This window comes from Pleomorphomonas oryzae DSM 16300 (assembly GCF_000422965.1).
Taxonomy (GTDB): Bacteria; Pseudomonadota; Alphaproteobacteria; order Rhizobiales; family Pleomorphomonadaceae; genus Pleomorphomonas; species Pleomorphomonas oryzae.
The window spans coordinates 145,570-168,449 of sequence record NZ_AUHB01000002.1; the positions used below are offsets into that span (position 1 = coordinate 145,570).

A 22,880-nucleotide genomic window follows, 5' to 3' on the forward strand; every position below is an offset into this window, starting at 1 on the left:
GCAACATGAGGCCCGACGAGACAACCGCTGAAAGCCCGGCTGCCGAGCCACGTTCGGTTGGCCGGCCGACGCTGAAAACCATTGCCCGTCTTGCCGGTCTCGGTGTGACGACGGTATCACGTGCCTTGCACGATGCGCCGGATATCGGCGAGGAGACCAAGGCGCGCGTCCGTCTTTTGGCCGAGAGTCTGGGTTATCAGCCGAACAGGGCCGGCGTCCGTCTTCGGACCGGCCGCAGTCACGTCATTGCCTTGGTGCTCGCTACCGAGTCGGAAGAACTGGGCATCAACTCGCAGCTGATCTACGGCATTTCCGAAGTGCTATCGGCCTCGTCCTATCAACTGGTGGTCATGCTGCATGACCCGGCGGGGGATCCGCTGGGGCCGGTCCGCAATATCGTCGAGGCCGGAGCCGCCGACGGTATTCTGTTCGCTCGCATAGAACCTGACGACGCACGGGTTCGCTTTTTGATCGAGCGCGGCGTGCCATTTGTGACGCATGGCCGTACCAACATGGGCATTGAGCACCCCTATTTTGACTTCGACAACGACGCCTATGCGGAGAGCGCAGTGCGTCGGCTTGCCAGTCTCGGTCGCCGTCGCCTGACGTTGGTCGCGCCGCCTTTGCATCTTTCCTATGCCCGGCACATGACGGCAGGCTTCAATCGCGGTGTCCTAGCCTTGGGTCTTGCCCAGATACCTATGGGTACCATCAACACCGATAGTCCTCACGAGCTCATTCAGGCCGAGGTGTCGCGTCTCATCAATCAGGGAGAACGGCCCGATGGCTTTGTCTGCGGCAGTGCGGTGGCGGCTTTGGCCGTAACCGCCGGCGCCGAGGCCGCGGGGCTCATGCTCGGCTGCGACTTCGACGTGGTGGTCAAGGAGTCCTCCAACCTCTTCCGGAAGTTTCGGCCGGCCATCGAGACGGCGCACGAGGATTTTCGCGCCGCCGGCCGCTGGTTGGCCCAGACGATCGTCGGCCGTGTCGAGGGCACTGTCGGCGTTGGTGCCCATTTCCTCGACGTGCCCCGGCTGGCGCCTCTCAGACAGTCGGAGGAGAAGGTGACTGCCGACGGCTATTGACGGCTGCGCCAGATACGGCAAAGCGCCCGATCCGGTCAGGGAAATCGAGCGCTCGGCGTCGGCCGGGGGTGGGCGGCCTGAATCTGGTAAGGCGGGGCCGTTTAGCCGAACGCCCGCTCGCGGCAGAGACTGCGCGCGACCTGGCGTTGGCAAGCATCGAGATCGTAGCGATTGGTTGCAGCGATGTAGATGAACTCGCGCTTCGCAGCGGCGGGGGCACGAAAGGTCTTGGTGAGGTGCGTCAGGGTGCCGAACATGATCTTCTTCCTTTTCCGTTCCGGGCGGATCCCGGAACCCATTTTGTTCTCTTCTTTGCACCCTGAATATAACGCTGTCGCCGTCTCTCTCCAATGGCTCAAGGCCGCCACTGCGAGTCGTATTTTCTTTGGGGATGCTTCAGTTTTCCTGAGTTCCTTAGAAACCTTCCAGCACGATCTTGCCGCGCGCCTTGCCGCTCTCGATGATTGAATGGGCTCGCCGTAAATTGTCGGCATTGATAGGCCGCAGCACCTCGGTGACAGTCGTGCGCAGCTTGCCGGCATCGAGAAGATGGGCGACTTCGTTGAGGAGCTTGCCCTGCTCTTCCATATCCGGTGTCTCGAACAGGGAACGGGTGAACATCAACTCCCAGTGCACCGACACTGCCTTGCGCTTGAAGCCGGTGATGTCGAGGCTCTCGGGATCGTCGATCAGGCCGAACCGTCCCTGGGGCGCGATCAGCTTGGCGATCTCGCCGAGGTGCTGGTGCGTCTGGGTGGTCGAGAAGACGAAGGCGGGGACGCCGATCTTGAGGGCCGCCACCTCTTCGGCCAGCGGGCGCGCGTGGTTGACGACGTGATGGGCGCCAAGCTCGCGCGCCCAGGCCGCCGTTTCCGGTCGTGACGCCGTAGCAATGACGGTGAGATCGGTGAGGGCTCGGGCGAGCTGGATGGCGATCGAGCCGACGCCGCCAGCCCCGCCGATGATGAGAATGGCGTTGGCGGCGCCCGGCACGTTCCGCCGCACGTCGAGACGGTCGAACAGCATTTCCCAGGCGGTGATGGCGGTGAGCGGCAGAGCCGCTGCCTCGGCATTGGTCAGCGTCACAGGCTTGCGGCCGACAAGGCGCTCGTCAACGAGGTGGAACTGGCTGTTGGCGCCGGCGCGGGCGATGGATCCAGCATACCAGACCTCGTCACTGGGCTGAAACCCGGTCACATCGGCACCGGTGGAGACGACACGGCCGACGGCATCCCAGCCCAGCACCTTCAGGTCGCCGGATGGCGGGTTGGAGCTGGCGCGCACCTTGGTGTCGACAGGATTGACGGAGATGGCGGCAACCTCGACCAGCAGGTTGCGGCCGGCGGCAACTGGCGTTGGCAAATCGACGTCGATGAGAGAATCCGGACGGTCAATGGGACCAGCCTGGCGATAGGCAATGGCTTTCATGGAAACTTCCTTTCCTATGGATATAGGCCATAGTTGCGCCTATGATCGCATCTAGCCAATACGCACAACGAGCACAGGTACTGTAAAAAAGGATAGTGTCATGGCCAAGGTCCGGCATTCCCGCTTCGACTGCACGCCCGGTTGCTCGGTCGAGGCGGCCATCGGCCTCATCGACGGGAAGTGGAAATCGGTGATCCTGTTTCACCTTCTGGACCGCACGTTGCGCTTTGGCGAGTTGAGCCGCATCCTCGCCTCGGTCACGCCGCGCATGCTGACCAACCAGCTCCGTGAGCTCGAAGAGGATGGCCTTCTTGTCCGCACCGTTTATCCGCAGGTGCCGCCGAAGGTGGAATACTCGCTGTCGCCGCTCGGCCGCTCGATGGAGCCGGTGCTGATGGCATTGAAGGCTTGGGGCGACGCCAATATCAGCCGCTTCGGCAAGCCGAAGGGCATCGACCCGCGCGAAAAGCAAAACCCACTGGCGCCGGCCGGCCAGACGGCCAGCGGGCACCAGTGGGCGAAGTTCGATCCTGTTCCGATCGAGTGATCAGGCCCGCTTCGGGCCGCGATCGAGCAGCGCGTAAAGAAGGATGGCGCCGAAGGTTGCCGTGCCGATGCCACCCAGCGTGAAGCCGCCGATGTTGAGCGTGAGGTCGCCGGCACCGGCAATCACCGCAGCCGCCGTGGTGATCAGGTTCTTGGTCTCAGAGAAGTCGACCTTGTTCTCCACCCAGATCCGGCCGGCTGTCGCGGTGATTAGACCGAAGATGACGATGGAAAGGCCGCCGATCACCGGGCCGGGGATGGTGCCGATCAGCGCACCGAACTTCGGCGAGAAGCCGAGCAGGATGGCAATCACCGCCGCCACCACGAAGATCAGCGTCGAGTAGATCCTGGTGACCGCCATCACGCCCATGTTCTCGGCATAGGTGGTGACACCGGTGCCGCCAAAGGCGCCCGACAGCATGGTGGCGATGCCGTCACCGAGGAAGGCCCGGCCGACATAGGCGTCCAGGCTGCGACCGGTCATGGCGCCGATCGCCTTGATATGCCCCAGGTTTTCGGCAACCAGAATGATCGCCACCGGCGCGATCAACGCCATGGCGCTGGTCGAGAAGGTCGGGGCGGTAAAGGTCGGCAGGCCGAACCAGGGCGCGGCATCGAGCTTGGAGAAGTCGATCGGCGCATCACCGAACGAGGCAGCGCCCAGCCAGTAGACGAGATAGCCGACGAGACCGCCGATCAGCACCGGAATGCGGCGCAGCATGCCCGGCGCGTAGACGGCTGCGGCACCGACGGCGACGATGGTGATGAGGCCGACGGTCCGGTCGAAGCCGGTCGCCGAAATGCCCTTCACGGCAATCGGCGCCAAGTTGAGGCCGATGGCGGCGACGATGGCGCCGGTGACGACCGGCGGCATCAGCTTCTCGACCCAGCCGTAGCCGATCTTGATGACGATGAGACCGATCAGCGCGTAGACGGCGCCGGCGGCGATGATGCCACCCAGCGCTACCGAAATATTGACGTTGGCCCCGGTTCCCGCATAGCCGGAGGCGGCCATTACCACGGCGATGAACGCGAAGCTCGAGCCGAGGTAGGATGGCACACGCCCACCGACGATCAGGAAGAAGATCAGTGTGCCGATGCCAGAGAACAGCACGGCGACGTTGGGATCGAAGCCCATGATGATCGGCGCCAGCACCGTCGAGCCGAACATGGCGACCACGTGCTGGAAGCCGGCGATCAGGGTCTGCGGCCAGGGCAGGCGCTCTTCGGGCGCGACGCGATCGGCGGTGGTCAGCTTCCAGCGCGGAAACCAGCCTTCGGTTGGGCTTGTCGTCATGATTGTCTCGTCTGTTGTCCCTGGTCCGTCCCCCCGTGGGCGACCGTTTGGGAAAGGCGAGATGGTCACTATCCCCAAGACCTAAGCTGGCGAAAGAGCAGCCTTTTACGGTCCTGCCGATGGCTCGGTGCATGAGACGCTGTTTTTGAACATGAAATCGAACATTTTGACCATATGGTCAGAATTCAACCCATTGGTAATCCACAGAAAAATGCATTCCGAGACCGTCGTGACCACGGTGATGGCGTAGCCGAATCGTCTTGACAGGGATGCTAGCTTGCCGGCACGTGAAGGCGTGCAAGGTGTTCCGGCAGCATGCGGCTGCCGGGATGAAACGGGAACGGGAAGGATTACGATCCGCAACCCGGCCGCCCCCGCGACTGTGCGTGGTGAGCCTCCGTCCAAAACGCCACTGGGATTTCCCGGGAAGGCGGGCGACAGGCAGCGATCCACGAGCCAGGAGACCGGCCTTGCGCAGGCAATCGGATTCCGTCGGGTGAGACGGAAAAGGAGATGAACATGCATATCGAACCCGGCCTGGTGGCCGATGGTAAGCTGTGGCTCAGCTATCTGACAGCGACGGGCGCGGCCGGTTATGGCCTGAAGCTCGCCTGGCAGACGGCGCGCCAAAGCGGTGTCCTATCGCTTGGCCTCCGGAGTGCTGCCACCACGGCGCTCGTCTTCTCGTTTTTCGAGATCCTGCCGCACTATCCGGTCGGCGTCTCCGAGGTGCACCTCATCCTTGGCTCGACGCTGTTCCTGTTGTTCGGCGCGGCACCGGCCGCCATCGGCCTCGCGTTGGGCCTGTTGATCCAGGGGCTGTTCTTCGCTCCCTTCGACCTGCCGCAATATGGCATGAACGTCACGACGCTGCTCCTGCCCCTCTTCGGGCTGACCGCGCTCGCTCGCCGCGTGATTGCGCCGGCCACGCCTTATGTTGAGTTGAAATATGGTCAGGCGCTGGCTCTCTCCACCGCCTATCAGGCTGGTATCGTCGCCTGGGTCGGCTTCTGGGCTTTCTATGGTCAGGGCTTCACGGTCGGCAATTTCGCCGCCATCAGCTCGTTCGGTGGCGCCTATATGCTGGTGATCCTCGTCGAGCCGCTGGTCGATCTGGCGGTGCTTGCCGGCGCCAAGCTGCTCCACGGTCTGCGCGGAAGCTTCCTGGTTGAGCGGCGTCTCTACGAAGCCGCCTGATATCGCATAACGCTGCTCTTGCCGCGTCGCTTCTGAGACCGAAGCGGCGCGGTTTGCATTTGGCGATCAAGCGGGGGTGTCGTTGCCACCGCCGCCGCTCGACCTCAGGCGGTCTTGACAGTTGCGAGCCTTTCCGCATAACGTCGTAAACGTTTACGGGAGCGAACAGGCAGGGAGGAAATCCTGTCCGAATGGAGACCTTCGAACGTCATTGCCCTGCCGGCAGGCCGGGATGGCGAACGCTGGGTCATACCCTTCGAGGCCGGGCAATCTGCCGGACCGCCGTCCATCGCTTCCGATCCCACCGGTCGCCATCGAGCCGGAACCGGTCGGCCAACTGGAGGAGTAGGGAGCATGAAGACATCGGCAATCCTCGGAGCGGTGCTCTATGCCGGCGCCGCGACGCTCGGCATGGCGGCACATGCTGCCGATCCCGTCACCATTACCATCTGGTGCCAGGATGATGAACGGCAACCGGGCCTCAACCTCGCCAAGGAATTCGGCGAGAAGAACCCCGACATCAAGGTCGTCTACCGTCAGATCCATTTCGACGACGTAACATCGGAAGCGATGCGCGCCTACTCGACCGGTCAGGCGCCCGACATCATCGCCATCGACAATCCCGAGCACGCTCTCTTCGCCTCGCATGGCGTCTTCCTTGACCTGACGGACCGCATCGCCAAGTCGGCTGTCATTCACAAGGAGGACTATTTCCCCGGCCCGCTTGCTTCCGTCACCTGGGACGGTAAGCTCTATGGCGTGCCGAAGGCCACCAACACCATCGCCCTCTACTACAATGCCGACATGTTCAAGGCGAAGGGCCTCGATCCCGACAAGCCGCCGCAGACCTGGGACGAGATGGTCGATGCTGCCCGCAAGCTCAATGACCCGGCCAAGAACGTCTATGGCATCGCCTTCTCGGCCAAGGCTTCGGAAGAAGGTACCTTCCAGTTCCTGCCCTGGGCGCAGATGACCGGCGGCGGCTACGACAAGATCAACACCGATGGGGCCGTCCGCGCGCTGACCATCTGGAAGACGCTGCTCGACGACAAGCTCGCCTCCCCCGACACGCTGACCCGTGGCCAGTGGGATTCCACCGGCACCTTCAACTCCGGCAACGCCGCCATGGTCATCTCCGGACCGTGGGAGCTCAATCGCATGTCGCAGGAAGCCAAGTTCGACTGGCGTGTGACGCTGATGCCAGTTCCGGAAGTCGGCGCGCCGCGCTCGTCGGCCATGGGCGACTTCAACTGGGCTATCTTCAAGAGCTCCAAGCATCCCGACGAAGCTTTCAAGGCACTTGAGTATTTCGTGTCGCAGGACCCGCGCGTCTTCCCCGTCTGGGGCCAGCTCGCTGCCCGCGCCAACGTCGAGATACCGGCCACCGGCGACGCCAAGAAGGACGCGGCTGTCAAGGTGTTCATGGAACAGCTGAAATACGCCCAGCCGCGCGGTCCGCACCCCGAGTGGATGAAGATTTCCAAGGCCATCCAGGATGCCATCCAGGCAGCGCTGACCGGCCAGGCGACGCCCAAGGACGCACTCGATCAGGCTGCCGCCACCATCAAGGGCATTCTCGGCTGATCCCTTCGAAAAAGCGCTCTCGCTTCGGCGGGAGCGCCAACCGTTCTGTTGACCGCACCGCCCGGCAAGGGTGATGCTCCGTACCGGTGGCCGACCGCCGGCACGGATGCGGGGAGGACCGATGCGACGCCTCTATTCCAGCCTCGTCGATGGCCGAGGATTCGACCTCTGCCTGATCGGCATCCCACTTGTCTTTCTCATCGTGCTGTCGGGTGTGCCGCTCGTCTACAACGTGGTGATGAGCTTCCAGGCTGTGGACATGTTCAGCCTCGGCAGCTTCATTCGCCCCTGGGTCGGCTTTGACAACTATCGCCAGCTGATCTCCCAGCCGGAATTCTGGCCGATCATGGGCCATACGGCGACCTTTCTCGCCGCCTCGATTGCCGGCCAGTTCCTGTTCGGCTTCGCACTCGCCCTGCTTTTCTGGCTCAATTTCCCCGGCGCCTCCTGGCTGCGCGGCCTGTTCCTGGTGTCCTGGGTCATGCCGGGTCTGGTGGTTGGCGCCGTCTGGAACTGGCTGCTGTCGGGCGACTTCGGCGTCTTCAACTTCGTGCTGCACCAGCTGCACATCATCTCCGGTAACGTCTTCTGGCGTTCCGATCCGGCATTCGCCCTTTGGAGCGTGATCATCGCCAATATCTGGCTCGGTACGTCCTTCAACATGATCATGCTGTCGGTCGGTCTGTCGTCGATCCCTGACGATCTCTACGAGGCGGCCGAACTCGATGGCGCGGGCGCACTCACCCGCTTCTGGACGATTACCCTACCGATGATGCGCTCGAGCATCGGCGCGCTGATCTCGCTCGGCCTGATCTTCACGCTGCAACAGTTCGACCTGTTCGCCGCCATCACCTCGGGTGGGCCGAACAACTCCTCCAACGTCGCGCAATACTGGGCCTGGGATCTCTCCTTCAAGCAGTACGACTTCGCCAAGGGCGCCGCCATTTCGGTGATCATGATCGTCGTGGTCATGCTGGCCTCCGTCTACTACGTCCGGTCGACCCGTCATGAGGTGAGAGGATGAGCGAGACCACCAAGAACCGGCTGCTGCTCGTCTTCGCGTTGCTGCTCGCCGCCGTCTACCTCTTCCCACTTTACTGGATGTACATCACCGCCCTGAAGACCGGCTCGGAGATGTTCAGAACACCGCCCTCCTTCTGGCCGGACGAACCCCAGTGGTCGATCTTCCCCTTCGTCTTCCAGCTGAAGGGCATGAACCAGTTCCTGTGGAACTCGACGGTGATCGCCTCCGGCTCGGTGGCGCTGATCGCCGTCCTCGGCACCGGCGCCTCCTATGTGCTGGCCCGTTATCGCAATGTCTGGATCGATGTCGGCTTGTTTCTGGTTTTGATGCTGCAGGTGCTGCCGGCCTCGCTGATGATCACGCCGATCTTCGTGCTGTTCACACTGACCGGCATTCTCGACTTCCCGCGCACGGCGGTGATCCTGGCCATCGCGGCCAAGAGCATGCCCTTCTTCATCGTGCTGGTGCGCGCCACCTTCATGAGCGTGCCGATGGAGCTCGAGGAGGCGGCGCTGGTTGATGGCAACTCACGCGCCGGCGCCTTCTGGTCAATCGTGCTGCCGCTCGCCCGCAACGGCATCCTGGTAGCCGCTATCCTGATCTTCATGCAGGCCTTCGGCGAGTTCGTCTATTCGAAGTCGCTGATCCAGGAAATCGAGCTGCAACCCAGCTCGGTCGGCCTCAACGCATTCATGGGCCCGAATACCAACGAATGGAACCGGATCATGGCCTTTGCCTCGATCTACGTGACCCCCATTCTGGCGACCTTCGTGCTGCTGCAGCGGCGCATCGTCTCTGGCCTGACCTCCGGAGCCCTGAAATGACCAAGCAGATCGAATTTTCCGGCGTCAACAAACACTACGGTGCCTACCACGCCCTGAAGGATATCAACCTCTCCATCGACAAGGGCAGCTTCGTTGCTCTGGTTGGCCCATCCGGCTGCGGCAAGTCGACGCTGCTGCGCTCGCTGGCCGGCCTCGAGAAGATCACCGGCGGCGACATCTCCATTGCCGGCGAGGTGGTGACCACCCTGCCGCCGCGCAGGCGCGACGTCGCCATGGTCTTCCAGTCCTATGCCCTCTATCCGCATATGACGGTGGAGGAAAACCTCACCTATTCGCTGAGGGTGCATGGCGTTTCCAAGGCCGAGCGGAAGAAGGCGGCCGCCGAGGTGGCCGTCACCACCGGCCTCACCGGCCTGCTCCACCGCTATCCGCGTGAGCTCTCGGGTGGCCAGCGTCAGCGCGTCGCCATGAGCCGGGCCATCATCCGCAACCCCAAGGCCTTCCTGTTCGACGAGCCGCTCAGCAACCTCGACGCCGCTCTGCGCGTCCACATGCGCAAGGAAATCCGCGCCCTTCACGACCGGCTTGGTGCCACCTCGGTCTATGTGACGCACGACCAGATCGAAGCGATGACCATGGCCGACCACGTCGTGGTGCTCAGGGCAGGGGTCATCGAGCAGCAGGGGCGACCGCTCGATCTCTATGATAAGCCGGCGAACAAATTCGTCGCCGGCTTCATCGGTTCGCCGGCCATGAACTTCCTGCCGGCGACCGTCGTTGAAGGCGGCTCCGTCACGGTTGACCTCGGCAATGGACCATTCTCTCTGACAATCCCAGTTGCCGCGCCGGTTGGCGCCAAGGTGCTGATCGGTATCCGGCCCGAGCACCTGACGTTGACCGCCTCGGGAGAGGGCCGTTTTGACGCCGTCGTTTCCTTCGCCGAGTCGACCGGCTCGACCACCTTCGTCACCACGGCGACGACACCGGAGTTGATGGTGGTGGAAACGGGGCGCCGGCTGGTCGCCACTGGCGACCGTGCCGGCCTAGCGTTTTCCGATGCAAGCGTGCACGTTTTCGACGCGGAGACGGAACAGCGCCTCTGAAAAACAATCTCATCCACGTCGCGACCCCAGAGAAAAACCCCGGAAGCCGAGCTTCCGGGGTTTCTGCTTCGGATCGTCGCCGTGGAGAGGGCGCAGCCGTCAGGCTGGTGGGAGGGTGATCCGAAGCGGGCCGGCGGCGCGGAGGGTGACGCTGCCGGAACGCTGGTCGAAGGTGTCGCTGCCATCAACGGTGGCAACGTGCCCGATGCCGATGAGGCGAAGGGCGTAGGGAAGATCGCGGTTGGGCGTTACGGTGAGAACGCCACCATCGCGACGCACCGTGAGCGACAGGGCCGGCGCGCCGGTGCGATAGTCCGGTACCGGTGCCGTGGCGCTGGCGCCGTCGGCAAGCTCATAGAGAGCGAAGGTGACGCCGTCGGTATAGTCGTAGTCGGGCCGTTGGTTGTTGCTGCCGAAGGCGATCAGGCTGCCCGGCCGCACATAGAGCGGCAGGCTCATGACGCCATGCGTCTCGCGCCGCCAGGCCGGCCCCTCCACCACCTCGCCGGTGAGCAGCTGTGTCCAGCGACCGGCTGGCAGATAGACCGCCACTTCACCGTCCTTGTCGAACACCGGCGCAACGAGCAGCGATGACCCCAGCATGAACTGGCGGTCGAGCGTCTCAGTGGCCGGATCGTCGGGGAACTCGAGCAGCATGGCCCGCAGCATCGGAACGCCGGTAACCGCCGCCTCGACGGCAGCGCCATAGAGGTAGGGCATCAGCGAGCACTTGAGCCGGGCGAAATCACGCAGCACCGCCTCGGCTTCCTGGTCGAACAGCCACGGCACCCGGTAGGATTTCGAGCCATGCAGGCGGCTGTGGCTGGACAGCAGCCCGAAAGCGCACCAGCGCTTGTAGACGTCGGCCTCGGCGGTATTCTCGAAACCGCCGATGTCATGGCTCCAGAAGCCGAAGCCTGAAAGCCCGAGCGACAGGCCGCCGCGCAGCGTCTCGGCCATGGCCGGATAGTCGGAATAGCAGTCGCCGCCCCAGTGCACCGGGAAACGCTGGCCGCCGACGGTGGCCGAGCGGGCAAACAGAACGCTCTCGCCGCAGGCCTCGATCAGCGCGTCGTGCACCACCTTGTTGTAGAGGAACGGGTAGTAGTTGTGCATCTTCACCGGGTCCGAACCGTCGTGCCAGACGACGTCGGTCGGGATGCGCTCGCCAAAGTCGGTCTTGAAGGCATCGACGCCCATAGCGGCGAGGCGCTTCAGATGCCCGGCATACCAGGCGACGGCTTCCGGATTGGTGAAGTCGACGATGCCCTGACCGGCCTGCCAGAGATCCCACTGCCAGACGCTGCCGTCCGCCCGCTTCAGGAGATAGCCCTTGTCGGCCGCCTCATCGAACAGCTTCGAGGCCTGCGCGATGTAGGGATTGATCCAGAGACAGATCTTCAGCCCCTTTTCCCTGAGGCGGTTCAGCATGCCCTGGGGGTCGGGAAACACTTGCGGGTCCCACTCGAAGTCGCACCAGTGGACGCCGCGCATCCAGAAGCAGTCGAAGTGGAAGACGTGCAGCGGAATGTCGCGCTGGAACATGCCGTCGACGAAGGAATTGACGGTTTCCTCGTCATAGTCGGTGGTGAACGACGTCGTCAGCCACAGGCCGAACGACCAGGCGGGCGGCAGCGACGGCCTGCCGGTGAGGCGCGTGTAGCGCTCCAGCACCGCCTTGGGCGTCGGTCCGTCGATCAGGTAATATTCGAGTGCCTCGCCCTCGACGGCGAACTGCACCTTCGACACCTTTTCCGAGGCCACCTCGAAACCGACGCGACCGGGATCGTTGACCAGCACGCCCCAGCCGCGATTGGTCAGGAAAAAGGGGATGTTCTTGTAGGCCTGCGTGGTGGAGGTACCGCCGTCCTGGTTCCAGATGTCGATGCTCTGGCCGTTCTTGACGAAGGAGGAGAAGCGCTCGCCAAGGCCATAGACCAGCGTGCCGACCTCCAGGTCGAGCCGCTCGAACACATGCGGTGGTTCGCCCTCGACGCTGGCATGACCGGTCTCCCGGAAGCCGGTGCCGGTGAGCCGCTTGCCGCCGCGTGTCACCTCGGTTCGCCAATCGCCATCCTTGGAGATAGTCAGCGTCAGCCCGCCGGAGGTGAAGGACAGCGTGCTCTCGTTGTCGACGATGGTCGGCTGGAAGGACTCGTCGGGAAACAGCTCGAAAGCCGGGCCGCGCTTCGCAGTCCCCTTGTGATGCTCGATACGCACACCGATGACGCCTTCCATCGGTGCGCTGAGGGTCAGCGTCAGGGTTGGCGCATTGATCTGGTCGGCACGGCCACGACCACGCACGGCGAGCGCCAGAATCTCCGCCTTCCGAGCGTCCGTCCGCACCGTATGGACGTGGTGCGGATTGAGGATACTCATCCCTGCCGGCAGCATCCAGTTGCCGTCGCTGAACTTCATCGTCGTCCTCCCGGAATGCTCTAGCCAAAGCGAGCATGCACCTGCCGTTCATCGCCAAGACCTTCGTGGGGCTTGCGATTCCACGGCCTTCCTCTATTCCGTAAACGTTTACGACGATAACGGCGAAGGCGTCTCCTGTCAAAGGGCTTTTGTATCGGAGGAATGTCTCCGCCGCAGGCCGTCAACAGGTGGATTTCCTCGACGAAACCGGGCGTTCCGTCTATTGATCGCTCGCCGGATTTTTGCTGAGAACGGGGAGGACGGGGCATTGGGCATCAAGGAGCTGGCGCGCCATCTCAACATTTCCATCGGCACCGTATCGCGCGCGCTCAACGGCCATCCCGAGGTCAATGCCGAGACGCGCAAGCGCGTGCTGGAGGCCGCTGCGGAACTCGGCTACGCGCCGGACCAGGCCGGGCGCAGCCTTCGCCAGGGCACGCTCAACGTCGTGGCGCTGCTCCTTTCCACCGACCTCACCTCCAAGACCGACACCATGTTCTTCATGGAGCTGTCGCGCGGCATTCAGGATCAGTTCGCCGAGCACGGGCTTGATCTCGTCATTCATCTGAACAAGCCGGACCTCGACATGCTCGACCGCGTCAAACGCATCGTCGAGCGCCGGCAGGCCGATGCACTGATACTTGCCGAAACGCGCGACAACGATCCGCGCCTCGACTATCTCGCCGGTCGCAATTTTCCCTTCGCCACCATGGGCCGGTCCTGGTCGGGTGGCACCCATCCCTGGATGGACCTCGACTTCGATTTCGCCATGCGCGCCGCCATCGACCGTCTCGCCGGCTTCGGCCATCGCCGCGTCGCCCTGGTCACCGGTGATCCCGGCTACCGGCTGGACAGCATGCTGCAGGATGCTTTCCGGCGCGAACTCGCCGAGCATGGCATGCCCCTGGACGAAGCCCTGATGATCAAGACCGACACCCATGAAGAGGGCGGCTACAAGGCGATGACCGATTTCCTCGCCATGGCCGAACCGCCGACGGCGGTGATCTTTCCTCACTACCGGGCTGTGGTCGGCGCCTATTCCTACCTCTCCGAAACCGGCCGCCAACCCGGTCGCGACGTGGCGATCCTCAGTTGCTCGGCCGACACAGCCATCGCCCAGTTCATGGCGCCACCGCTCACCTGCTTCCGGCTCGACCTTTATGGCCTCGGCCGTCGCCTTGCCCAGGCTTTGCTCGCCTCGATGCCGCGCTTTGCCGAAAGCTATGGCAACGCCTTGATCCAGGAGATCTGGCCCTGGGAGCTGGTGGGGCGCGACAGTGATGGCTTTCACGTCGGCTGACGCTGGCAGGTGCCATTCCGGATGACCATGGATAAGCGTAAATCTTGGCAAAGAGCGTCGGCAGCCGATTCGCCTTTTTCCGGAGACGACCATGCGCGAGGAAAGCCTGTCCTTCCCGCCCTATCCGACCGAACCGAACGGCCGCGACGAGACGGTCGAGGTCAGGGTTGGCGCGTCCGATGGCAATCGGGTTTTCGAGCTCACCACCACGGCCGCTCGACGCGACAACCCGTCGCAGTCCAGGCGGGTCGAGGAACGGCCCACCGACCCGCGTATCATGACGGGCTCACCGCTGTTCGATGCGCTCTTTGCCCAGGCAATCGACGACGCCCGGCTCAATGCCGTCTCTTCGATCCGCGACGGCGCCTATCGCCATGGCGAACCCATTCCCTGCGACTGCTTCCAAACCGGCGAAAAGTGGACCTATGTCTGGACGCGCGATGTGTCCTACGCCACTCATCTCGGCCTTGCCACGCTCGATCCCGAGCGGGCGGCAACCACACTTCTCTACAAGGTAAGTCCGTTTCGCGACGGCATTGCGCTGCCCGAGGGGCAGCCGGCCGGCAGCCTGCAGATCGTTCAGGATACTGGGTCGGGTGGCAGCTGGCCGGTCAGCACCGATCGCGTCTCCTGGGCTTTCGGGGCCGAGGCCCTGCTCAACACCCTGCGCGGAGAGGCCCGTGCCGCCTTTGCTGATGCTGCCTTCCGCGCTCTCTCAGGAACCATCGAGGCCGATCGTCTGGCTGCCTTCGATCCCGCCGACGGTCTCTATCGCGGTGAGCAGTCCTTCCTCGATTGGCGCGACCAGACCTATGCCCCCTGGGCCACGGATGATCTCACCGCCATCGCCACGTCCAAGGCACTCTCCACCAACGTCTGCCACTTCAAGGCACTCAGCCTCGCCTCTCGCCTTGCAGCCGAACGTGGCGATAGAGCGATCGCTGATCGCTATGCCGCTTGGGCCACCGATCTCCGGACGGCGATAGATCGCGGTTTCTGGGTGGAGACAAAAGGGCTCTACGCATCGATCACCACGCCCGACAGTCCCGCCCAGCCGATCGAGAAATTCGATATGCTGGGTCTTTCGCTGGCAATCCTGACGGGCGTCGCCGGTCGCGACCGGGCACGACGAATTCTCTCAACCTATCCGCATGTGCCTTTCGGCGTACCGGTCTACTATCCGGCCCAGCCGGACATTGTCTGCTACCACAACCGGGCCATCTGGCCGTTTGTGACTGCCTATGAATTGCTGGCTGCGGTCGAGGTCGAAGCAGTGGCCGCCTTTGACCACGCCTTCGATGCGCTGGTCCGTGCCGCTGCGCTCAATCTCGACAACGTCGAGAACCAGGAGTGGCTGACCGGCCGTACCTGGTTCGATGACGGTCCGCGTATTTCATCAGCGCGCCAGCTCTGGTCGGTGGGCGGCTATCTTAGCATGGTGACCACGGCCATCTTCGGCTATCGACCGGAGGCAGGCGGCTTCCGCATTGCGCCCTTCCTCACCGCCCATGTGCGTGATCGGCTTGGCATTGACCGGGCGGAGCTCCGCCACCTCTCTCATCATGGCCAACGGATCGCCATCGCCCTGCATCTGCCGGCCCGTGCTGCCGGGCAGGGGCATTATGCTCTGCGCGAGGTACGTCTCAATGGAGCGCCGGTAACTGGCCTCATCGCTGATGCACAGCTTCTCGACTACAACCTTGTCGAGGTCGTCTTCGGTGATCTGATTGCCGACAACGCAGGCCTTTCGGTGGTCCCCGTCGTCGACGCCGTCACACATGATGATCCGCGTATCTTCTCGCCGCGCGAACCGGTGATCACTGATCTCGTCATCGAGGACAGGCAGGTACGGCTCAATTTCGAGGGGCAATTGCCACGCTCCGGCCGGGGCGACGCTCTTCTCTTCACTGTTTTGCGCGATGGGGAAGCGGCCGCGACTGACATCCCCGCCACGGAGTGGCGCGATCCGCTCCCGCTTCGTCCCGGCATACGGCGCGCCTATCGCGTCGTCGCCCGCTTTGCCGAAAGTGGCAACGCTTCGCATCCCTCGCTGGAGGCGGCGATCGAAGCGGATGCCGTGCTGACCATCGGCATCAATGACGCCGACGTAACGCGGCAGGACGATCGGTTGGTTTTCACCGATGTTGTGGTGCAAGAGGCCGGCGACTATCGGCTGGCATTCCTTTACCGGAACCACAGCTTCCACATCCAAACCGGCGTGACCAATGCGGTGAAGCGGGTAAAAGTACTCGACGCCGAGGGGCTGCTGGTCGCCTCCGGCGTCGTCCAGATGCCGCATATGACGCCGGTCAATCCGCTCCGCCGCTCGACAGCGCTACCGCTACGCCTCCCGGCGGGGCGTTACCACGTCGAGGTCGATGACTTCTTCAACATGAGTTATCTGGCATCCAATGCAACCTACATCAGCCCTGGTGGCATGAGCGGTCCGCGTAACCAGGCCGATATCCGCGCCCTGGATCTCATCTGTGTCGGATGACCCGCACCGTGGCGCGCCTTAGGACTCACGCATATTGAGGGATGGACAGGCTGTGTCTGGGCAGCAGATAGGTCCAGGCAAGGGCTTCGAACAGGCTCGTCCGGCGCCCACCCTTCCGGAACTGCGGATAGCTGGAAAAGCTGTAGCTGGTGTTCAGACGCCCCGTCCGCGAAAGCCAATCCTCGAAGTCGTTGAGGATCAGTCCCCGCGCCACGTCTCGATCGCCTTTGGCCAAGCCAAGCGCCACGGTGGCTATCTCATCGAGGCCATCGACAGGAGCTTGGGTTTTTTGAATCCTGACGAGGCTCGCGTCCACTCGAGCGATGAGTTCCCTCGGAAATTTCATCGATCTTCCCTTTCGCAAAGCCACCTTACATCCCTGCCAATATCACGACTTTGCGTTATGACAACGTGGACATTTGGCCGATTCGACCAAAGCGCCGCCTTCGGTAACCGAAAGGTTGCCGACCTAGGCGGAACTTCCCACTCCCAAAGTGATCGTTATCCAGCCTATGGATCGATCCTCGGCTTGACCGGAGCAGGCCCGGGCAAACCGACATAGACAAATGAAAAAGGGCGCGGCAATCGCCACGCCCCAATCGAAATTGATGGCTCGCTGATATCAGAAGCTGCCGCTGTCACGCAGGGAGTGTTCCACGCGCAGGATGCGACGGGTGAGCGTCGCCGACAGCGCCAGGCCAGGGATTGCCATCACACCAACGAAGATCAGGATCGATGTCTCGCCGAGGCCGAGCATGCTGCCGATCGCCCAGGCAAAGGCGACGATGGCGCCGAGCATCTCCGAGACGATGAGCAGCGTTGCTCCAACCGCCGAAATGACGGCGTCAGTCTTGGTGTAGCGGACCTCGTGGGGCAAATCGTCGGTCTTGACCAGCATGTAATTTGATCCTGGATGCAGCCGTCTCGGCAGCGCGTTCGTTGGCGCGCATCAAGAGCCAGAGGGGGCCTGCTGTCAAGTGCGGACCGCCCCAAACTGGACATCGTCCGAAGCCGCGAAGCGGCTTCCAGCGCCAAGCGGCGCTCGCGCGGAGCGCGAAAGCCAAGGGCCGGAGGCCGACCGGCGACTGAGGCCGAAAGAAACGGCCGGCGCAGGATATCCCACGCCGGCCGCTAAAGTGTTTACGGAGAAGAGGTCACTCGGCCTTGGGCTCGGCTTCCTGCTTGATCTCCTGGCCGGTAGCCTGGTCGACCACCTTCATCGACAGGCGGACCTTGCCGCGCTCGTCGAAGCCCATCAGCTTGACCCACACCTTGTCGCCTTCCTTGACGACGTCCTTGACGTTCTGGACGCGCTGCGGGGCGAGCTGGGACACATGGACGAGGCCGTCACGGGTGCCGAAGAAGTTGACGAAGGCGCCGAAGTCGACGCACTTCACAACGGTACCCTCATAGATGGCACCGATTTCCGGCTCGGCGGCGATACCCTTCACCCAGTTCATGGCGGCCTGGATCGCCTTGAGGTCGGACGAAGCGAACTTGACGGTGCCGTCGTCCTGGATGTCGATCTTGGCGCCGGTCTTCTCCACGATCTCGCGGATGACTTTGCCGCCCGAACCGATCACTTCGCGGATCTTGTCGGGGTTGATCTTCATCACTTCGATACGCGGGGCATGCTCGCCGATCGAAGAGCGGGCGCCGGTCAGCGCCTTGGACATCTCGCCGAGAATGTGCTCGCGACCACCCTTGGCCTGGGCCAGGGCGACCTTCATGATCTCCTCGGTGATACCAGTGATCTTGATGTCCATCTGCAGCGAGGTGATGCCCGCCGCCGTACCGGCGACCTTGAAATCCATGTCGCCGAGATGATCCTCGTCACCCAGGATGTCGGAGAGCACCGCGAAGCGCTCGCCTTCCTTGATGAGGCCCATGGCGATGCCGGCGGTCGGCGCCTTCAGCGGCACGCCGGCGTCCATCAGGGCCAGCGACGAACCGCAGACGGTAGCCATCGACGACGAGCCGTTCGACTCGGTGATCTCCGACACCACGCGGATGGTGTAGGGGAACTCGTGATGAGCCGGCAGCTCCGGATGGATGGCGCGCCAGGCAAGCTTGCCGTGGCCGATTTCGCGGCGGCCGGGCGAGCCCATGCGGCCGGTCTCGCCGACCGAGAAGGGCGGGAAGTTGTAGTGCAGCAGGAAGCGTTCCTTGCGGGTGCCTTCCAGCGTTTCGATATACTGCTCGTCCTCGCCGGTGCCGAGGGTGGCAACCACGAGGGCCTGCGTCTCGCCGCGGGTGAACAGCGCCGAGCCATGGGCACGCGGCAGCACGCCGACCTCGGCCACGATCGGACGAACCGTCTTGAGATCGCGACCATCGATGCGCAGACCGGTATCGAGCACGTTCCAGCGGACGATCTTGGCCTGCAGATCGTGGAAAACGTTGGCGACCTTTTCCTTGTCGAACTTCGGCTCTGCGCCCTCGGGGAACAGCTCGGCCATTACCTTGGCGCGGGCAGCGTCGACGGCGGCGTAGCGCTCCTGCTTGGCGGTGATCTTGTAGGCGGCGCGGAGGTCGGCCTCAACGATGGCGAGAACGGCGGCCTCGATCTCCGACACGTCCGGAGCAGCGAATTCGCGCGGCTCCTTGGCGGCGCGCTCGGCCAGACGGATGATAGCGTCGATCACCGGCTGGAAGCCACGATGACCGAACATCACGGCGCCGAGCATGGTGTCTTCGTCGAGCTCCTGAGCTTCGGACTCGACCATCAGCACGGCATCGCCGGTACCGGCAACCACCAGGTCGAGCTTGCTGTCGACCATCTTGTCAACCGGCGGATTGAGCACATAGGCGCCTTCGATCAGGCCAACGCGGGCAGCGCCGACCGGGCCCATGAAAGGAACGCCGGAGATGGTCAGCGCAGCCGAAGCGGCGACCAGAGCGAGAATGTCGGGGGCGTTCTCCATGTCGTGGCTGAGAACGGTGACGATCACCTGGGTGTCGCACTTGTAGCCATCAGGGAACAGCGGGCGGATCGGGCGGTCGATCAGGCGCGAGATCAGCACTTCGTGCTCGGCCGGACGGCCTTCACGCTTGAAATAGCCGCCGGGGATCTTGCCGGCCGCGAAGGCCTTTTCTTCGTAGTTGACGGTCAGCGGGAAGAAGTCCTGGCCGGGCTTGGGCTGCTTGGCGGAGACCACCGTGGCGAGGACCGACGTTTCGCCGAGCGTCGCGAGCACCGCGCCATCGGCCTGGCGAGCGACACGGCCCGTCTCGAGGGTCAGCTTCTGGCCGGCCCAGTCGATCTCGACTTTCTGGATATCGAACATGCGTTTGTTCCGTTCTTGTCTGATCCGGCGCGCGGCCCACGGGCAAGACGACGAGACGCTCCTCCCGAATTCTGGGGCGAGCGTCTGGCAATCCTGCCCCAGGGTGCGGAACACGCCGGAGCGGCGCTCACCCCGGCGGGGCGACAGCGCCTGTCGTTCTTGCCCGCTTCTGCGGGCGGACCCAACGCCCTCGTCTCAGGGCGGCGGGAAACTGGAGCCACCCCGGCGGACCGGAGCGGCGAAAAGGGGAGGGCAGCGAGCCGCCCGTCCCCCGGAAAGGTCCGTCAGCGGCGCAGGCCGAGGCGGCCGATCAGCGCAGTGTAACGCTCGGCGTCCTTGCGCTTCAGGTAGTCGAGAAGCTGGCGACGCTGGCTCACCAGCTTCAGAAGGCCGCGGCGGGAATGGTTATCCTTGACGTGGCTCTTGAAGTGCTCGGTGAGATTGGCGATGCGCTCCGAAAGGATTGCCACCTGAACTTCCGGCGAACCGGTATCGCCCTCGAGAGTGGCATATTCCTTGATCAGAGCGGCCTTGCGCTCGGCAGTGATCGACATCGGTGACTCCTTGTCGTTGGGTAACAAAAATGGCCCGGCCGGGATGTCGTCCAGCCGGGTCGGTGCAACCTGTGTCATCAGGTTGCGGTTTCTCTACAGGAAAATGCTTGCGAAAGCCAGCGGCAATCCGGAGCCGGAAAAGGGACCTCAGTCCGGCAATATCAGCCGGACCGGCTTCAGTTCGCCGTGCTCGACTTTGGCGATGGCCATCAACCGGCCACGCTCGAACACCCCAACCGCTTCCTCTTCGATCGGTGCATCGCGACCGCGCAACAGCACGGGATTACCGTTCCTGAGCCGGACGGCCTGATCGGAGGTGACATCGAGCTGCCGCAGCTCGGCAAGCGCCGCTTCGATCGGCGTCAACAGCGACAGCGCGTCGCCGTCCGCTTCGAGGGCCGCCTGCAGCGCGTCGAGGGTGACCATATCTTCCTCGCCGAACGGGCCGACGATGAGCCGGCGAAGCTCGATGACATGGCCGGCCGTCCCGAGCCGTCGCCCCATGTCGCGGGCAATCGCCCGCACATAGGTTCCCTTGCCGCATTCGGCCTCAAACACGGCGGTATCGGCATCCGGGCAGTCGATCAGATCAAGACGATGAACGTTGACCGGCCGCGCTTCGAGCTCGACGGTCTCACCGGCGCGGGCCAGATCATAGGCGCGTTCCCCGTCGACCTTGATCGCCGAGAAGGCCGGTGGGGTCTGCATGATCTCGCCTTCGAACTCGCCGAGCACGGCGTCGATCTCCTCGGCCGTCGGCCGCCGATCGGAGGCGCGCACCACCTCACCCTCGGCGTCGTCGGTCGTTGTTTCCGCACCCCAGCGCACGGTGAAGCGGTAGAGCTTGTCGCCGTCCATCACGTAAGGCACGGTCTTGGTCGCTTCGCCCAAGGCGATCGGCAGCATGCCCGAGGCCAGCGGGTCCAGCGTGCCGGCATGTCCCGCCTTGGGAGTGCCGAAGATACGCTTCATGGCACCCACCGCCTGCGTCGATGTCATGCCATAGGGCTTGTCGAGCACCACCCAGCCGTGGACCGTGCCTTTTTTCTTGCGTGCCATACCTGAATCCTGCGTACGCCGGCCGGGGATGGAACCCGGCGTGACGAAATAACGGCGGACAATGCGTCCGGAAGGCGCCGCTCCTACACTGGGGCCGCAAGGAAGGCAAGGCCCGGAAGATTGCGGGACTGTCGCCACCATGAAAAGGTAGCTTGCAGACTGTCAGCGAATCTTCTGGAGTTCAGATGTCTTTTGGCGTCTTTGCCGCGGTGCTTGCGGCCGCCCTTGTCCACGCTGGCTGGAATGTCCTCGTCAAGGGTGCCGCCGACAAGCTCGCCATGACCATATCGGTGGCGATCGGCGCCGGAGTGGTTGCTGCGGTGGTTCTGCCATTCTTGCCGCTACCGGCAGCGGAAAGCTGGCCGTTTATCGGCGTTTCGGTGCTGCTTCAAAGCATCTACTACCTGTTGATCGCCCGTGCCTATCGCATCGCCGATATGAGCCTTGCCTATCCGCTGATGCGTGGCGCGGCGCCGGTCGTCGTGGCGTTGTGCGGAGCCGCCATCTTCGGCGAGGTCCTTGGCGGCGGACAGTGGCTGGCGGTCGGCCTGATTTCCGTCGGCGTCATCGCCCTTGCCCTCGGGGCCTTCCGACAGCAGCCGCTGGCCACCGCCGGCATGATCGCGGCCCTTGGCAATGCCATGGTCATCGCTGCCTACACGCTGGTCGATGCGAGCGGCGTGCGCCTCTCCGGTTCGCCCGTCGCTTATTCCTTACTGCTTGCCGTGCTGACGGGCGTGGTGACCGTGGTCATGGCGCTTGCTGGAGGGGCTCGACCACGACCCAATGGGCGAATGCTAGGCCTTGGCCTGGTGGGTGGCGCCGCAACGACGACGTCCTATGGCGTTGCCCTTTGGGCGATGACGCGGGCGCCGGTGGCGCCGGTCGCCGCGCTACGCGAGACTTCGATCGTCTTCGCGCTGATATTGTCAAAGCTGGTGTTTGGCGAGAAGGTCGGCGGGCGGCGCTTTGCCGCCGCCTGTCTCGTCATGGCCGGAGTGGCGGCCCTGCGTCTTTTCTGACGTCAGCTCGCAGCGGCAGTGTCGCGCGCCGCAATCAATGCCGCCTCATCAGCCTGCGCCTTCTGGAACGCGGGGCGGCTGGTGATCCGCTCGAGATAGGCTGCAACCTCGGGGGTCTTCTCGAAGATGCCGAAGTTGGTCACCCAGAACAGGGCCGAGCCCCACAGCGCGTCGGCCACCGAGAAGCGCTCGCCGAGCCAGAAGGGCGTCGCGCGCTTCACCTGCTCGTTGACGACGGCCACGACGGTTTCGTAATCGGCATAGGGGGCCGTGGAACGCGGCAGCGGCGGTCGCTTCATGGCGTGATCGACCAGCGCCGGCTCGAAACTTGAACCGTAGAACACCATCCATCGCAGATAGGAACCGCGACGAGGATCACCGATCGCCGGCGCCATCCCCACCTCGGGGAAGAGGTCGCCGAGATAGAGGGCGACAGCCGCCTGTTCCGTCACCACAACGCCCCGGTGACTGATGGCCGGTACCTTCCCCATCGGATTGACGGAGAGGTAGTCCGGCTTCAACTGATCACCGGTCCGCATATCCATCACGTTGAGATCATAGGGCACGCCGAGCTCCTCCAGGAGGAACCGTGTGCCGAAGGCGCGGGTTTGCGGCGCATAGTGAAACGTGATGCGATCGTCGGTCATGAGCTTCCTCCTGATGGCCGCGCCAGTGGCGGTTCGAAGGAAGCTTC

General features: G+C 63.6%; 20 protein-coding genes and 1 riboswitch. Of the genes, 10 read left to right on the forward strand and 10 right to left on the reverse strand.

Annotated elements, in window-relative coordinates:
* Positions 1 to 5 precede the first annotated feature (5 nt).
* The gene (locus G522_RS25445; protein WP_084632698.1) at positions 6 to 1,085 is read left to right on the forward strand and encodes a LacI family transcriptional regulator; all 1,080 of its coding nucleotides are present in this window, start codon (positions 6 to 8) and stop codon (positions 1,083 to 1,085) included.
* Positions 1,086 to 1,186: 101 nt separating this feature from the next.
* On the opposite strand, the gene G522_RS29910 is transcribed toward G522_RS25445, so the two are convergent.
* Positions 1,187 to 1,342 carry a hypothetical protein gene (locus G522_RS29910; protein ID WP_156886810.1) on the reverse strand — a complete coding sequence of 52 codons (156 nt, stop codon included), beginning with the start codon at positions 1,340 to 1,342 and terminating at the stop codon, positions 1,187 to 1,189.
* 157 nt (positions 1,343 to 1,499) lie between these two features.
* Entirely contained in the window at positions 1,500 to 2,513 is a 1,014-nt protein-coding gene (locus tag G522_RS0103655; RefSeq protein ID WP_026789873.1) for a zinc-binding alcohol dehydrogenase family protein, read from the reverse strand.
* Positions 2,514 to 2,613: 100 nt separating this feature from the next.
* Between G522_RS0103655 and G522_RS25450 the strand changes: the two genes are divergently transcribed.
* On the forward strand, positions 2,614 to 3,060 hold the full coding sequence (locus G522_RS25450; protein ID WP_084632699.1) for a winged helix-turn-helix transcriptional regulator: 447 nt from the start codon (positions 2,614 to 2,616) through the stop codon (positions 3,058 to 3,060).
* On the opposite strand, the gene G522_RS0103665 is transcribed toward G522_RS25450, so the two are convergent.
* Positions 3,061 to 4,356 carry a solute carrier family 23 protein gene (locus G522_RS0103665; protein WP_026789874.1) on the reverse strand — a complete coding sequence of 432 codons (1,296 nt, stop codon included), beginning with the start codon at positions 4,354 to 4,356 and terminating at the stop codon, positions 3,061 to 3,063.
* 285 nt (positions 4,357 to 4,641) lie between these two features.
* Positions 4,642 to 4,843, forward strand: a riboswitch (cobalamin riboswitch).
* Positions 4,844 to 4,875: 32 nt separating this feature from the next.
* Between G522_RS0103665 and G522_RS0103670 the strand changes: the two genes are divergently transcribed.
* The 5 genes from G522_RS0103670 (at position 4,876) to G522_RS0103690 (ending at position 10,049) form a co-directional block, all read left to right on the forward strand.
* Positions 4,876 to 5,553 (forward strand): energy-coupling factor ABC transporter permease, encoded by a 678-nt coding sequence (locus G522_RS0103670; protein WP_026789875.1) that lies wholly within the window; start codon positions 4,876 to 4,878, stop codon positions 5,551 to 5,553.
* A gap of 354 nt (positions 5,554 to 5,907) precedes the next feature.
* Positions 5,908 to 7,137, forward strand: coding sequence for an ABC transporter substrate-binding protein (locus G522_RS0103675; RefSeq protein ID WP_026789876.1), 1,230 nt, complete (start codon positions 5,908 to 5,910; stop codon positions 7,135 to 7,137).
* 121 nt (positions 7,138 to 7,258) lie between these two features.
* Positions 7,259 to 8,161, forward strand: a complete 903-nt coding sequence (locus G522_RS0103680) for a carbohydrate ABC transporter permease (RefSeq protein ID WP_026789877.1) — start codon at positions 7,259 to 7,261, stop codon at positions 8,159 to 8,161.
* Positions 8,158 to 8,985, forward strand: coding sequence for a carbohydrate ABC transporter permease (locus G522_RS0103685; protein WP_026789878.1), 828 nt, complete (start codon positions 8,158 to 8,160; stop codon positions 8,983 to 8,985). Before G522_RS0103680 ends, G522_RS0103685 begins: the two co-directional genes overlap by 4 nt.
* On the forward strand, positions 8,982 to 10,049 hold the full coding sequence (locus G522_RS0103690; protein ID WP_026789879.1) for an ABC transporter ATP-binding protein: 1,068 nt from the start codon (positions 8,982 to 8,984) through the stop codon (positions 10,047 to 10,049). Before G522_RS0103685 ends, G522_RS0103690 begins: the two co-directional genes overlap by 4 nt.
* A gap of 99 nt (positions 10,050 to 10,148) precedes the next feature.
* Here G522_RS0103690 and yicI read toward each other — a convergent pair whose 3' ends face one another.
* Positions 10,149 to 12,467, reverse strand: a complete 2,319-nt coding sequence (yicI, locus tag G522_RS0103695; RefSeq protein WP_026789880.1) for an alpha-xylosidase — start codon at positions 12,465 to 12,467, stop codon at positions 10,149 to 10,151.
* Between the two features lie 268 nt (positions 12,468 to 12,735).
* On the opposite strand from yicI, the gene G522_RS0103700 reads away from it, so the two are divergent.
* On the forward strand, positions 12,736 to 13,767 hold the full coding sequence (locus G522_RS0103700; protein ID WP_026789881.1) for a LacI family DNA-binding transcriptional regulator: 1,032 nt from the start codon (positions 12,736 to 12,738) through the stop codon (positions 13,765 to 13,767).
* Positions 13,768 to 13,858: 91 nt separating this feature from the next.
* The gene (locus G522_RS25455) at positions 13,859 to 16,264 is read left to right on the forward strand and encodes an MGH1-like glycoside hydrolase domain-containing protein (RefSeq protein ID WP_051228263.1); all 2,406 of its coding nucleotides are present in this window, start codon (positions 13,859 to 13,861) and stop codon (positions 16,262 to 16,264) included.
* A 25-nt stretch (positions 16,265 to 16,289) separates the two neighbouring features.
* On the opposite strand, the gene G522_RS0103710 is transcribed toward G522_RS25455, so the two are convergent.
* From G522_RS0103710 to truB, 5 genes are all read right to left on the reverse strand, one after another.
* Positions 16,290 to 16,580: a hypothetical protein gene (locus G522_RS0103710; protein WP_156886811.1), complete on the reverse strand. Its 291-nt coding sequence runs from the start codon at positions 16,578 to 16,580 to the stop codon at positions 16,290 to 16,292.
* A 306-nt stretch (positions 16,581 to 16,886) separates the two neighbouring features.
* The gene (locus G522_RS0103715; RefSeq protein WP_026789883.1) at positions 16,887 to 17,162 is read right to left on the reverse strand and encodes a hypothetical protein; all 276 of its coding nucleotides are present in this window, start codon (positions 17,160 to 17,162) and stop codon (positions 16,887 to 16,889) included.
* A 256-nt stretch (positions 17,163 to 17,418) separates the two neighbouring features.
* On the reverse strand, positions 17,419 to 19,551 hold the full coding sequence (gene pnp / locus G522_RS0103720) for a polyribonucleotide nucleotidyltransferase (protein ID WP_026789884.1): 2,133 nt from the start codon (positions 19,549 to 19,551) through the stop codon (positions 17,419 to 17,421).
* A gap of 284 nt (positions 19,552 to 19,835) precedes the next feature.
* On the reverse strand, positions 19,836 to 20,105 hold the full coding sequence (gene rpsO / locus G522_RS0103725) for a 30S ribosomal protein S15 (protein ID WP_026789885.1): 270 nt from the start codon (positions 20,103 to 20,105) through the stop codon (positions 19,836 to 19,838).
* Between the two features lie 147 nt (positions 20,106 to 20,252).
* Complete coding sequence (gene truB, locus G522_RS0103730; protein WP_026789886.1) at positions 20,253 to 21,164, reverse strand: tRNA pseudouridine(55) synthase TruB; 912 nt, start codon at positions 21,162 to 21,164, stop codon at positions 20,253 to 20,255.
* A 185-nt stretch (positions 21,165 to 21,349) separates the two neighbouring features.
* On the opposite strand from truB, the gene G522_RS0103735 reads away from it, so the two are divergent.
* Positions 21,350 to 22,186, forward strand: a complete 837-nt coding sequence (locus G522_RS0103735; RefSeq protein ID WP_026789887.1) for an EamA family transporter — start codon at positions 21,350 to 21,352, stop codon at positions 22,184 to 22,186.
* Positions 22,187 to 22,188: 2 nt separating this feature from the next.
* Here G522_RS0103735 and G522_RS0103740 read toward each other — a convergent pair whose 3' ends face one another.
* On the reverse strand, positions 22,189 to 22,833 hold the full coding sequence (locus G522_RS0103740) for a glutathione S-transferase family protein (RefSeq protein ID WP_026789888.1): 645 nt from the start codon (positions 22,831 to 22,833) through the stop codon (positions 22,189 to 22,191).
* Between the last annotated feature and the right edge of the window lie 47 nt (positions 22,834 to 22,880).

Coding starts and splice junctions, on each gene's coding strand:
- G522_RS25445 (WP_084632698.1), top strand. CDS start 6: ATGAGGCCCGACGAGACAACCGCTGAAAGCCCGGCTGCCGAGCCACGT.
- G522_RS29910 (WP_156886810.1), bottom strand. CDS start 1,342: ATGTTCGGCACCCTGACGCACCTCACCAAGACCTTTCGTGCCCCCGCC.
- G522_RS0103655 (WP_026789873.1), bottom strand. CDS start 2,513: ATGAAAGCCATTGCCTATCGCCAGGCTGGTCCCATTGACCGTCCGGAT.
- G522_RS25450 (WP_084632699.1), top strand. CDS start 2,614: ATGGCCAAGGTCCGGCATTCCCGCTTCGACTGCACGCCCGGTTGCTCG.
- G522_RS0103665 (WP_026789874.1), bottom strand. CDS start 4,356: ATGACGACAAGCCCAACCGAAGGCTGGTTTCCGCGCTGGAAGCTGACC.
- G522_RS0103670 (WP_026789875.1), top strand. CDS start 4,876: ATGCATATCGAACCCGGCCTGGTGGCCGATGGTAAGCTGTGGCTCAGC.
- G522_RS0103675 (WP_026789876.1), top strand. CDS start 5,908: ATGAAGACATCGGCAATCCTCGGAGCGGTGCTCTATGCCGGCGCCGCG.
- G522_RS0103680 (WP_026789877.1), top strand. CDS start 7,259: ATGCGACGCCTCTATTCCAGCCTCGTCGATGGCCGAGGATTCGACCTC.
- G522_RS0103685 (WP_026789878.1), top strand. CDS start 8,158: ATGAGCGAGACCACCAAGAACCGGCTGCTGCTCGTCTTCGCGTTGCTG.
- G522_RS0103690 (WP_026789879.1), top strand. CDS start 8,982: ATGACCAAGCAGATCGAATTTTCCGGCGTCAACAAACACTACGGTGCC.
- yicI (WP_026789880.1), bottom strand. CDS start 12,467: ATGAAGTTCAGCGACGGCAACTGGATGCTGCCGGCAGGGATGAGTATC.
- G522_RS25455 (WP_051228263.1), top strand. CDS start 13,859: ATGCGCGAGGAAAGCCTGTCCTTCCCGCCCTATCCGACCGAACCGAAC.
- G522_RS0103715 (WP_026789883.1), bottom strand. CDS start 17,162: ATGCTGGTCAAGACCGACGATTTGCCCCACGAGGTCCGCTACACCAAG.
- pnp (WP_026789884.1), bottom strand. CDS start 19,551: ATGTTCGATATCCAGAAAGTCGAGATCGACTGGGCCGGCCAGAAGCTG.
- rpsO (WP_026789885.1), bottom strand. CDS start 20,105: ATGTCGATCACTGCCGAGCGCAAGGCCGCTCTGATCAAGGAATATGCC.
- truB (WP_026789886.1), bottom strand. CDS start 21,164: ATGGCACGCAAGAAAAAAGGCACGGTCCACGGCTGGGTGGTGCTCGAC.
- G522_RS0103735 (WP_026789887.1), top strand. CDS start 21,350: ATGTCTTTTGGCGTCTTTGCCGCGGTGCTTGCGGCCGCCCTTGTCCAC.
- G522_RS0103740 (WP_026789888.1), bottom strand. CDS start 22,833: ATGACCGACGATCGCATCACGTTTCACTATGCGCCGCAAACCCGCGCC.